This is a genomic window from Synechococcus sp. R55.3, from assembly GCF_047461975.1.
Taxonomy (GTDB): Bacteria; Cyanobacteriota; Cyanobacteriia; order Thermostichales; family Thermostichaceae; genus Thermostichus.
In genome coordinates, this window is record NZ_JANSIG010000087.1 from 1 (window position 1) to 12,164 (window position 12,164).

The window sequence follows — 12,164 nt, forward strand, 5'->3', positions numbered from 1 at the left end:
CCTGCTCAGAGATAGGCAGGATGCGATCGCTTCTTTCCTGAACCATGTTCAGGAGAGTTCAGCGTGAATGTATCAGTTGTGGGGATCCGTACTCCACTATGGGTGGAGAGAAAAAGTGGGCTTGGATCCCAGTCCTGGTGGATGTAGCCGACTTGGGTGAGCGTTCCTTGACTTGGGCTTAAGTTATACCCTTGTCGGCATGAGTTTTGACGCTGTGGCCCACTCGGCCAGGTGATAGAACAGGGTCAAACCCAACAGCATTTGGGAGGTTTGTTGTCATGGCTACGTTGCAACCCAAAGTGACCCACCAGCTTTTGGCGGCCTTAGCCCTGTTTGCCTGTCTGGGCTTGTTGCCTGCTTGTGGCGAGAGCAGCAGCAGCACCGTCAGCCCCCCCAGCATCACCCCCACCCCCACCGGCTCATAATTCGGCTGGTTTTTGCATGCCCTTGCAGCGGTTGCCCAAGTTGGTTCAGCTTTGGGCTTTGAGGATCGCGGGGATCTTTTGTCTTTGTCTGCTGGCGGCCTGTGGAGGATCCCCTACCTCGATGGAGCCACCGCGGGCAGGGGAAGTGCCGATTGCCAGCTTCCTGTGCCGGTTGGATCGCCAGACCCGCAGCTTCACGGGGCCTATTTACGCCGAACAGCCCCAGGTTGCTACCTGCAACCCCGGTCGCCTTACGCCTGCAGCAGCCCAAAAGATGATGGATCGGCTGAATTTTCTACGGCTGTTGCACCAGTTACCGCCGGTGAAGCTCAATCCTCAGTTCCTAGAAGCCGCCCAGCAAGCGGCCTTGATGCAGGTAGCCAATGGTACTCTCAGCCACCAGCCGCCCCCTTCTTGGCGCTGCTTTACCCCTGCTGGGGAGGCGGGATCCCGCTTCAGCAACCTGGCGGTTGGGCCCATCCTAGAGCTGAACGGCCCCGATCCAGGCCGGGTGTTGGCGCGGCAGGTGGACATCTATTTTGCCGAGCCAGGTCGAGAAAACTTTGTGGATGTGGGGCATCGCCGCTGGAACCTGTATCCTCAGTACGCCCAGGGGGCCTACGGCATTGTCTTTGACCCACGGGCTGGACGGGTGACCCAGGCCAACGCCAACTGGATCTTCGGTTTTGACGAGTCGGTGCCAGATCCAGAGTTCATCGCCTTCCCGGAGAAAGACGGCTACCTCTACCGCCTAGAAGGGTTTTCCGGCCAGCCCCTGTCTGCCTACCGCTGGTCTTTCTCGGTGCCCAGCCGTGGCGGCAAGGCTGATCTCAGCCAAGCCCAAGTCCGCATCACCGATGCCCTCAGCGGCGAGCCGGTGCCTGTTGGAGATCTCCGCGTGGGGGATCCCGCCTTTGGCCTGGAAACTTTGACCTACTCCGTGGGTTCGATCCAGCCCAATCGCAACTACACCTTTGAAATTAGCGGCATTCGCCTCAACGGTGGCCCCCCCCGCAGCTACCGCTACACCACCGCTCTCTACGACTGCGATCCCCAAACTTCCCAACGGCCCGCACCCCTCACCGAAGGGCTGGGGATCCCGCCCCGTCTGCTCTGGCAGATGGAGACTTTCAACTCTTTCAACCCTCTCAACTAGCTTTTCCTCACCCCCAGCCCCTTTCCCAAAGGGGAAAGAGGGGTCTGCTGCTCCTGGAAGCCTGACTTTATGCATAAAGCGCAATTCGAGAATGACAAAACTGCATAACCTGTTACAAAGTGTAACTGCCAATACCAAAGTTAACGGTTCGTCATCGCTAGGGTAGCTAGTGTTCACCCCACGGCAGCGATCATGGCGAACCAATTTGAACGCCTCAAAAGCGAAAAGGATGGGCTGGCGGTCAAGGCCGAGCTGGAGGCGTTTGCCCGGATGGGTTGGGAGAACATTCCTGAAGACGACCGGGATCACCGCCTCAAGTGGCTGGGGATCTTCTTTCGCAAGCGCACCCCAGGTCAGTTCATGCTGCGGCTGCGCCTGCCCAATGGGATCCTAACCAGCGGCCAAATGCGGATGTTGGGCGCAATCATCCACCCCTATGGAGAACAGGGCGTAGCCGACATCACCACCCGGCAGAACCTGCAACTGCGGGGCATCCCCATCGAGGAAATGCCCCAGATCCTGGGCTACCTGAAAGAGGTAGGCCTGACCAGCATCCAGTCGGGCATGGACAACGTGCGCAACATCACGGGATCCCCTCTGGCTGGTATTGACCCGGATGAGCTGATCGACGTGCGCGGTCTCACCCGCAAGGTGCAGGACATGATCACCAACAACGGCGAGGGCAACCCTTCCTTCAGCAACCTGCCGCGCAAGTTCAACATCGCCATCTGCGGTTGTCGCGACAACTCCGTGCATGCGGAGATCAACGACCTGGCCTTTGTGCCCGCCTTCAAAAATGGCCGCCTGGGCTTCAACGTCCTGGTGGGCGGCTTTTTCTCTGCTCGCCGCTGCGCCGAGGCAATTGGCCTAGATGTCTGGGTGGATCCCCGCGATGTAGTTCCCCTGTGCGAGGCGGTGCTGCTGGTCTACCGGGATCACGGCCTGCGGGCCAACCGGCAAAAGGCGCGGTTGATGTGGCTCATTGACGAGTGGGGCCTAGAGAAGTTCCGGGCGGCTGTGGAGCGCCAGATAGGCCACCCTCTGCTCAGGGCAGCGGAAAAAGATGAGGTGGTCTGGCACAAGCGGGATCTGCTGGGGGTGCATGCCCAGAAGCAGCCGGGCCTCAACTTTGTCGGCCTGCATGTGCCGGTGGGGCGGCTCAACGCCCTGGAGATGATGGAGCTGGCCCGCTTGGCGGAGGTGTACGGCTCCGGGGAGCTGCGGCTGACAGTGGAGCAGAACGTGCTCATCCCCAATGTGCCCGACTCCCGAGTGGCCCCGCTCCTCAAAGAGCCGCTCTTGAAGAAGTTCTCCCCCAACCCAGGGCCCTTGCAGCGGGGGTTGGTGTCCTGTACGGGCAACCAGTTCTGCAACTTTGCCCTTATCGAGACCAAAAACCGGGCTGTGGCCTTGATGGAGGAGCTGGAGGCGGAGCTGGAGATCCCCCAAACGGTGCGCATCCACTGGACGGGCTGCCCCAACTCCTGCGGCCAACCCCAAGTAGCCGATATCGGCCTTATGGGCACCACTGCTCGCAAGGACGGCAGGGTGGTGGAGGCCGTGGACATCTACATGGGGGGAGAGGTGGGCAAAGACGCCAAGCTGGGCGAATGCGTGCGCAAAGGGATCCCTTGCGAAGACCTCAAGCCGGTCTTGGTGGAGCTGCTCATTGAACACTTTGGGGCCAAGCCACGTCAGCATCCGTCCGCTGCCCAGGCTTCTGTTTTGGTAACCCGCTAGCGGTTCTGTTGCCGTCCTGAAAGTTTTTCTTTCTTCGTCGTTGTAAATCTTGGAGGTTTCGATGTCTAAGCTGTTCAGCACTTCCTCTCCCGTCTCCCGTCGGCAATTTTTGGCCGGGGTGGCTGCTCTCACGGCTGGGGCGGCCACGGCTGGGATCCCGCGCGCCCAATCGCAATCCTTGGGCAAAGGCTACTGGGTGGCGCAGGCCGATACTCCCGAAACCACCAGCGCCAAGCTGGGGTTCATCGCTCTAACCGACGCGGCCCCCCTGATCATCGCCAAAGAAAAAGGGTTCTTTGACAAGTACGGCATGAAAGACGTGGAGGTGGTCAAGCAGGCCTCTTGGGGCACCACCCGCGACAACTTGGTGCTGGGATCCGCCGCCGGCGGCATCGATGGGGCACACATCCTCACCCCCATGCCCTACCTCATCACCACCGGCAAAGTTACCGATGGCAAGCCGGTGCCTATGTACATTTTGGCCCGTCTCAATCTGGACGGTCAGGGCATTAGCATTTCCAACCAATATCGGGATTTGCAAATCGGCCTGGATAGTTCCCCCCTCAAGGCCAAGTTTGCCGAGCTTCGAGCTGCCGGCAAAGATCCCAAATGTGCGATGACCTTCCCTGGTGGCACCCACGACCTATGGATGCGCTACTGGCTGGCCGCAGGCGGGATCGATCCCACTAGCGACGTCTCCGTCATTGTGGTGCCGCCGCCGCAGATGGTGGCCAATATGAAATCCAGAACCATGGAAGCCCTCTGTGTGGGCGAGCCTTGGAATGCCCAGCTGGTGAACCAAAAAGAGGGGTATAGTGCCCTCACCACCGGCGAGCTGTGGAACGGCCACCCGGAAAAGGCCTTTGCCCTGCGGGCCGACTGGGTGGATGCGCACCCGAAAGCCACCCTTGCCCTGTTGAAAGCGGTGCTAGAAGCCCAGATCTGGTGCGACCAGATGGAAAACAAAGAGGAGATGTGTCGCATCATCGGCGACCGCCGCTGGCTGGGGGTGCCTGTGCCCGATATCTTGGGCCGTTCTCGGGGCACTTTTGACTACGGCACCGGCAAGGTCGTTGAAAACAGCCCCCACCTGATGAAGTTCTGGCAGGACTACGCTTCCTACCCCTTCAAGAGCCACGATCTCTGGTTTTTGACCGAAAACATTCGCTGGGGTTACCTACCTGCCGACACCGATACCAAAGCCTTGGTGGAGCGGGTGAATCGGGAAGAACTCTGGCGAGAAGCTGCCAAAGCCATTGGTCAGGGGGCAGCCATTCCCCCCAGCACCTCTCGAGGAGTGGAAACCTTCTTCGACGGGGTGCAGTTCGATCCCGAAAATCCTGCCGCCTACCTGGAGAAATTGGCGATTAAGAAGCTGGCCTAATTTCCCAACTTTCCCCAGCAAGTTAGCTGCAAACCCTCTGTCCAGGAGAGAAGGGATCCCCGAATCCCCACAAAGAGTGTTCAACTGAAACCCCTTCTCTCTTGGGATCCTCTTAAGTTGACTTCAACCTTACTCCCAGCAAGCCATGAGGATTTTCCACTCTGCCCTACAGTTGGGCTACCACCTCTTTCGGATCCTGCTTCCCCTACTGGTTGGCCTAGGCCACTGGCTGCTGAAAACCGGCCAAGGTTCTGTTCTTCAGTCCAGTACCGGAATCGGTTCCCCCGCCAGTTCTGCACCTTCTTCTGCTTGGCGGCAAAGAGTCCAAATCCACAAAGCGCTGCGTCGCATTCTGTTGCCCGCTACGGCCATTTTGCTCGTCCTGATTCTCTGGCAAATCATTTACAGCCGCCCCGGAGCCAACTTGCCCACCCCTCTCCAGGTTTGGCAGGACACCTGGGATCCCCTCATTAAAGATCCCTTTTTTGACTATGGCGGCAATGCCAAAGGGCTGTTCTGGCAAATTTGGGCCAGCTTGCGGCGGGTGTTCATTGGGTTTGCCCTGGCCGGCTTGGTGGGGGTTGTGGGCGGCATGATCATCGGGGTCAATCGCTGGCTGTACGAGGCTTTGGATCCCATTTTTCAGGTGCTGCGCACGGTGCCGCCTTTGGCCTGGCTGCCGATTTCTTTGGCTGCCTTTCGAGATGCCAACCCTTCCGCCATTTTTGTAATCTTCATTACGGCCCTCTGGCCCATTTTGATCAACACCGTTGTCGGCGTACAGCAGATCCCTCAGGACTACCGCAACGTGGCCAGAATTGTGCGCATGTCCGGCTGGAAGTACTTTTTCAAAATCGTTTTCCCGGCAACTGTGCCCTATATTTTTACCGGCTTGCGCATTGGGGTGGGCTTGTCTTGGCTGGCCATTGTGGCAGCGGAAATGTTGATTGGCGGTGTGGGCATTGGATTTTTCATCTGGGATGCCTGGAATAGCTCCCGCATCAGCGAAATCATTCTGGCTTTGATCTATGTCGGGATGGTGGGTCTTCTGCTGGATCGCATCACGGCTTGGATTGGCTCGCTGGTGGTGGCTGAGGATCGCTAAATGAGCTTGGCCGAGTTTTAGATTGGTTGCTGACAATTTCTCCATGCTCTCAGAAATCATCTCAGGGGAATCATGAAGACTCAGCCTTACATTGAAGTGGATCATGTCGACAAGGAATATCTCCTCGACAACGGAGAGGTCTATCCTGTCCTGAAAGACATCCACCTGGAGATCCAAAAAGGGGAATTTGTCTCGCTAATTGGCCACTCCGGCTGTGGCAAATCGACCCTGCTCAACATCATTGCTGGCCTGGAAAAGCCTTCCCGCGGAGGCATTCTCCTGGAGGGCCGACAAGTTACAGATCCCGGCCCAGATCGCATGGTGGTGTTTCAGAACTATTCCCTGCTGCCCTGGCTGACGGTGCGGGAGAACGTTGCCCTGGCCGTGGACGAGGTGCTGGGATCCCTTCCCAAAGCAGAGCGAAGCCGGATTGTGGAAGAGCACATCCGCCAGGTGGGGTTGCAGGGGGCAGCCGACAAGCGACCGGCCCATCTGTCAGGAGGGATGAAACAGCGGGTAGCCATTGCTCGGGCTTTGGCCATCCGTCCGCGGGTGCTGCTGTTGGATGAGCCCTTTGGCGCTCTGGATGCCTTGACGCGCGGCAACCTGCAGGAGCAACTGATGGAGATTGCCCAGGCGGAGCAGCTCACCTGTGTCATGGTTACCCACGATGTGGATGAGGCGCTGCTGCTTTCGGATCGGGTGGTGATGATGACCCAGGGCCCCGCTGCCCGCATTGGCCAGATTTTGCGGATCCCTTTTCCTCGGCCCCGCCATCGTTTGGAAGTGGTGCGTCACCCCGACTACTACAGCCTGCGGGGAGAGATGATCTACTTTCTCAACCAGCAAAAGCGGGCTCGCCAAAAAACGCCTGTTCGCGTGGCCATTGCCAAACACGGCCTGGAGAAGGTCAATTTGGAGGTTGGCTTTGTGCCCCTCAACGACTGCGCCCCGCTGGTGGTGGCGCAGGAAAAAGGCCTGTTTCAAAAGCATGGCCTGGAGCAGGTCACCCTGGTGCGGGAGCCAGGCTGGAAGACCATCTGGGAAGGGATCCGCTCCGGTCGGCTGGACGCGGCTATGGTGGTGGCCGGGATCCCGTTGGCCTCCACGTTAGGGGTGGGGGGAGTTCCGGTGTCTTTGGTAACCGCCTTAACCCTCTCCCGTGGCGGCAACGCCATTACCTTCGGGCGCAGACTTTGCCTGCAGGGTGTTCTCAGTCCCTGGGATCTGCGCCAACACCTCCGGCAAACTCCTGACGTGGTTCATACCCTAGGGGTGGTGCACCCGGCCTCAATGCAAAACTTCTTGCTGCGCCATTGGCTGGCTAGCGCGGGGGTGGATCCGGATCGGGATGTCACGTTAACCGTGATCCCGCCGCCGCAGATGGTGGCCCACCTCAAGGCCGGCAACATCGATGGCTACTGCGTGGGCGAGCCCTGGAACTCCCGCGCCGTGCGGGAACAGGTGGGGGTTATCGTCGCCACCACCCCTGAAATCTTACCCAGCCACATCGAAAAGGTGCTGACGGTGCGCCAGGACTGGGCCCAAAGCTACCCCCGCACCCACGTGGCTCTGGTCAAAGCACTACTGGAGGCTTGTCACTACTGCGATCAGCCGCAGCACCGTTCTGAGATCTTGGAGTGGCTGGCTCAGCCCCAGTATGTGGGCGTGGCCCTGGAGGATCTGCAGCCGGGGTGGAGGGGCATCCTGCAGCGGGGAATTGCCGATGAATCCCAAGCCCTCACCGGTTTTCACCAGTTTGCCAACGGGCGCAACACCTGTCCGGAAAGGTTGGAACACCTCTGGATCTTGACGCAAATGGCTCGCTGGGGACTCTGCGCTTTTCCCCGCAATTGGGTTTCGGTTCTCGACCAAGTTCTGGACAGCGAAACCTACGCCCTAGCCGCCAGAGAACTGGGCCTTCCGGATCGGGCCCACGACCGCGGAGCTTTACTCTTTGGCGATGGATCCCGCTTTGACGGAGAGGATCCCGTTGCTTACCTGGAGTCGGTGGCCATCCGGCAGGATCTGAAGCTGCAGGAGTACCGGCTCAGCGAAGTTTAGCTTTTGTTACCTTAAACTCTCGATTGGAAAACACCATGATGACCAGCTCCCGCACGTTCTCCTCACCGCTATCTTCTGCATCTCCGGTTGCAGGACTGCCCCTTCTTTGTCTTCAGAATGTGGGCAAGACCTACTTCACCTCAGCAGGGCCCTTCGTTGCGCTGGAAAATATCAATCTGGAAGTGGCCGCCGGTGAGTTTGTTTGCATTATCGGCCACTCGGGTTGTGGCAAATCCACCTTGATCAACATGGTGGCGGGTTTTTCGACTCCCACTTCGGGATCCATTACCCTCAAGGGCCAGCCCATCACCTCCCCAGGGCCGGATCGGATGATGGTGTTTCAACATTATTCCCTTTTGCCCTGGCTGACGGCTTTTGAAAATGTTTATCTGGTGGTGGATCAGGTTTACCCAAACAAATCCCGGCGGGAGAAAAGGGAAATCGTTGAAGAACACCTAGAATTGGTAGGTTTAGCAGAGGCAGCCCACAAGCGGCCCAAGCAGCTTTCTGGAGGCATGAAGCAAAGGGTTGCCATTGCCCGTGCTCTTGCCGTTCGTCCGCAAGTTTTGCTGTTGGATGAGCCTTTTGGGGCCTTGGATGCCATTACCAAGGAAGATCTACAAGATGAGCTGCTGGCCATTTGGCGGGATCACCGCTGCACAGTTTTGATGATTACCCACGACATCGACGAGGCTCTCTACTTGTCAGACCGTGTGGTGATGATGACCAACGGCCCCGCTGCCCATATTGGTGAGATCTTGACCATTCCCTTTGAGCGACCGCGCATCCGCTCCCGCATTATGGAAATGCCTGAGTTCTACGAATTGCGTAACCGCGCCCTTGACTTCCTCTATCGTCGCTTTGCCCATAGGGAGGATTAAGCTAGGAATCAAAACGCTTGGGGAGGGAAGTTGATGGCCGCTGCTCCGGTTCAGGTAGCTCCAACCGATCTCCCAATGGAGAAGCGGGTCTCTAGCTTGCCCAAAACCCTTGCCGACTATCTGGCCAATCCAGTTGCCCAAACCAAATGGGTAGATGGCTACATTGTGGAGAAAGTGGGGCAAACCTTAGGGCATGCAAAGATCCAAACCCGACTTCTCTTCCGTTGGCTCGGTTATGTTGAATGTCAGCCATTGGGGGGTATGGTTTTGGTGAAGGCTCCCGGCCAAACCAAAGGCAGAGTCAGAAGACCTGATGCTGCCTACTCATCTCCAGATTTAATCCAGCAATTTGGAGAGGATATTGCCACGCTGCTGCAGAGCTATCCTCTGGTTGAGGAGATCTTCTCTCCAACCGACTGTGGAGAAGATATTTTCCTAAAAGCCCAAGAGTATCTCAGCTCCGATGTACTGGAAGTCTGGCTGATTTTTCCCAGAAGCAAATACGTTTTTATCCAAACTCAAGATGGCCATCTTTGGCTAGCTGAACAGGACACTGACAAGAGCTAGGTTGTATTACCTGGCTTGGAGATCCAAGTTGCCGCTCTTCTCAGCTAAGGGATCCAAAATGCGAGAGAATTGGGCGTTTAATAGGGATCCCAACTCATGGTGACCGCGATGGAGTCGGAAAAAGCTGTCATCAAAACCCTATGTCCCTACTGCGGTGTGGGATGTGGATTGGAGGCGGTTTCGACAGCCTCAGGTGACTGGAAAATGAGAGGCGACCGGGATCATCCTTCCAGCTTGGGGATGGTCTGTGTAAAGGGGGCCACGATCCTGGAGGCAGTTGGTCGAGATCGGCTGCTCTCTCCCCTGTTTCGGGAGAGCTTGGATCAGCCCTTTCGTCGCATTTCTTGGGATCAGGCTTTTGAGGAGATGGTTTCTCGGCTGCGCCGCCTCAAAGACAACCCCCACTCCATAGCCATGTATGGATCGGGGCAGTTGCTCACTGAAGACTATTACGTTGCTCAAAAGCTCATTAAGGGCTGCCTGGGCACCAATAATTTTGACACCAACTCGCGCCTGTGCATGTCCTCAGCCGTCTCGGCCTACACCCAATCCCTGGGATCCGATGGCCCCCCCTGCTGCTACGAGGATCTCGATCTCTGCAATCTGGCTTTTCTGGTGGGCACCAACACCGCCGAGTGCCACCCCATTCTTTTTAATCGCTTGAAGAAGCGGCACAAGCCCGGATCCCCCCTCAAAATGGTGGTCGTGGATCCCCGGCGCACTCAGACAGCAGAAGCTGCCGATCTCCACTTAAAAATTCGCCCCGGTACGGATATCGATCTTTTCAATGGGATTGCCCATTTGCTGTTGAAGTGGGGATCAATGGCTACCGATTTTATCGAGGGCTGCACCCAAGGTTTTGCCGAATATGCAGCTTTGCTGGCCGATTATGAGCCGCAGATTGTAGCCCAGCGCTGTGGAATTGCAACTGAGGACTTGATTGAAGCGGCCAAGCTCTGGCAGGGATCCCAAAGGGTTCTCTCCCTTTGGTCGATGGGCCTAAACCAGTCCAGCGAGGGCACCGCCAAGATCACCAGCCTAATCAATCTCCATCTCCTAACTGGGCAAATTGGCCGACCGGGGACCGGCCCCTTTTCCTTGACCGGCCAGCCCAATGCCATGGGCGGTCGAGAGGCGGGGGGGTTATCTCATCTGCTGCCGGGATATCGGCTGGTGAGCCATCCCCAGCATCGGGCAGAGGTGGAGCAGGCTTGGGGTTTGCCCAGCGGTTCCCTCTCTCCCTGCCCAGGGCTGAGGGCTACCGAGATGATTGCCGCTCTGGAGACGGGATCCCTGCAGTTCTTTTGGATTGTGGCCACCAATCCTTTGGTGAGCTTTCCGGATCTGGAACGGGTCAAAAAAGCCCTGAAAAAGTCTCCCTTTACCGTTTACCAAGAGGCTTATTACCCTACAGAAACGGCAGAATATGCCCATTTGCTTTTGCCTGCCTGTCAGTGGAGCGAGAAAACCGGGGTGATGACCAACTCCGAGCGCAGGGTTACCCTTTGTCAAGCCTTTCGAGATCCCCCTAGCGAGGCCCGACCCGATTGGGAGATCTTTGCTGAAGTGGGGCGCAGGTTGGGCTTTGAAGCGCAATTTTCCTTCCAAACCGCGGCAGAGGTTTATGCAGAATTTGCCGCCCTTACCGCAAATCGCCTCTGCGATCACTCCGGCCTCAGCCATGCCCTTTTGGCAGAACAAGGCCCTCAGCAATGGCCTTATCCCAAAGAAAGAACCTCGGCCCCTAAGTCCACTCGCCTCTACACAGATTGGCGTTTCCCGACCCCCAATGGCCGCGCCCGCTTTATCCCCCACCATTCCCGTGGCCTAGCAGAGCCGCCGGATCCCCAGTTTCCCTACGTATTAACCACGGGCAGGCTTTACGGCCATTGGCACACCCAAACCCGCACCGGCAGGATTGAAAAAATCAAGCAAATGCACCCCCAACCCTTTATTGAAATCCATCCTCGCGATGCGGAAAAACTGGGCATCCAAGATGGAGATTGGGTTCAAGTGCGTTCTGCCCGCGGACGGGCCTATTTCCCGGCCAAGATAACTGCCAACATTGCTCCCGGTACGCTATTTGTACCCATGCACTGGGGATCCCTCTGGGCAGAACAAGCTGAGTGTAATGCCCTCACCCATGACATCAGTTGCCCTGATTCCGGCCAGCCGGAATTAAAAGCCTGCGCCGTTGCTCTTGAGAAAGCCGACCCACCGCTCAAGCAATCCCCTCAACTCTAGATTTGGTTCCTAATCGAGGTTCCCATGACTCTGTTTCAGTTTGAGCAAGATTTTGCCGACTCTCTGCGATGCATCCCCATGACCTTGCGCCTAAAGCTGGATTTGTGCGGGATCAAGCTCAAGCTCCATCAATGGGCCAAGTTTTCCTTAGAAGAGCGGCGGAAGTGTGTTGATTGGCCCTCTGAATCTCCACAGGATCTAGAAGAACTCCGCAACCATCTGCGCCATTTGGTTCGCTCCATCTGCCACGAAGAGGCGCAAGAGATTCCCATTGACCCCCAGCCTGAATGGCAAAATCCCAACCAGATCCCAATGGCTGTCCAACAAAAAGCTCAAGACCTGGGGATCCGGCTTGCCCTCGATTTCTGGAGAAACTTGCACGATATCCAGAGATTTGCCTTGCTGAAGTTGAGCCGATCCCATCACGAAAACAAAAATTTCTTGCCCGCTCTGCGAGAGTTTGGCCTGAAGATGGCGAGGGATGGTGATTGCAGTTACTCTGAATCTATTTGAGAGAGATAGTCTGATACATTTACGCTGAACACTGCTGAACATCACTGTTCAACTATGCAGCGATAGCATTCTGTTTGTTTCCAAA

10 protein-coding genes are annotated in these 12,164 nt (G+C 57.1%); all 10 read left to right on the forward strand.

Annotated elements, in window-relative coordinates; translation table 11 throughout:
* The first annotated feature begins 278 nt into the window (after positions 1-278).
* Positions 279-425 (forward strand): hypothetical protein, encoded by a 147-nt coding sequence (locus NW849_RS11885; protein ID WP_187147246.1) that lies wholly within the window; start codon positions 279-281, stop codon positions 423-425.
* Between the two features lie 16 nt (positions 426-441).
* Positions 442-1,581 (forward strand): CAP domain-containing protein, encoded by a 1,140-nt coding sequence (locus tag NW849_RS11890; RefSeq protein WP_414357817.1) that lies wholly within the window; start codon positions 442-444, stop codon positions 1,579-1,581.
* 192 nt (positions 1,582-1,773) lie between these two features.
* Positions 1,774-3,321: a ferredoxin--nitrite reductase gene (locus tag NW849_RS11895; RefSeq protein WP_414357818.1), complete on the forward strand. Its 1,548-nt coding sequence runs from the start codon at positions 1,774-1,776 to the stop codon at positions 3,319-3,321.
* 61 nt (positions 3,322-3,382) lie between these two features.
* Positions 3,383-4,705: a CmpA/NrtA family ABC transporter substrate-binding protein gene (locus NW849_RS11900; RefSeq protein WP_414357819.1), complete on the forward strand. Its 1,323-nt coding sequence runs from the start codon at positions 3,383-3,385 to the stop codon at positions 4,703-4,705.
* 145 nt (positions 4,706-4,850) lie between these two features.
* Positions 4,851-5,810: a nitrate ABC transporter permease gene (gene ntrB, locus NW849_RS11905; protein ID WP_011431708.1), complete on the forward strand. Its 960-nt coding sequence runs from the start codon at positions 4,851-4,853 to the stop codon at positions 5,808-5,810.
* A 72-nt stretch (positions 5,811-5,882) separates the two neighbouring features.
* A complete protein-coding gene (locus NW849_RS11910) occupies positions 5,883-7,874 on the forward strand; it encodes a nitrate ABC transporter ATP-binding protein (RefSeq protein ID WP_414357820.1) in 1,992 nt (663 codons plus the stop codon).
* 38 nt (positions 7,875-7,912) lie between these two features.
* Positions 7,913-8,755 (forward strand): ABC transporter ATP-binding protein, encoded by an 843-nt coding sequence (locus NW849_RS11915; protein WP_414357824.1) that lies wholly within the window; start codon positions 7,913-7,915, stop codon positions 8,753-8,755.
* Positions 8,756-8,788: 33 nt separating this feature from the next.
* Positions 8,789-9,322: a Uma2 family endonuclease gene (locus tag NW849_RS11920; RefSeq protein ID WP_414357821.1), complete on the forward strand. Its 534-nt coding sequence runs from the start codon at positions 8,789-8,791 to the stop codon at positions 9,320-9,322.
* Between the two features lie 108 nt (positions 9,323-9,430).
* On the forward strand, positions 9,431-11,566 hold the full coding sequence (locus NW849_RS11925; protein WP_414357826.1) for a molybdopterin oxidoreductase family protein: 2,136 nt from the start codon (positions 9,431-9,433) through the stop codon (positions 11,564-11,566).
* Positions 11,567-11,590: 24 nt separating this feature from the next.
* Positions 11,591-12,079 carry a nitrate reductase associated protein gene (locus NW849_RS11930; RefSeq protein ID WP_414357823.1) on the forward strand — a complete coding sequence of 163 codons (489 nt, stop codon included), beginning with the start codon at positions 11,591-11,593 and terminating at the stop codon, positions 12,077-12,079.
* Positions 12,080-12,164: the final 85 nt, after the last annotated feature.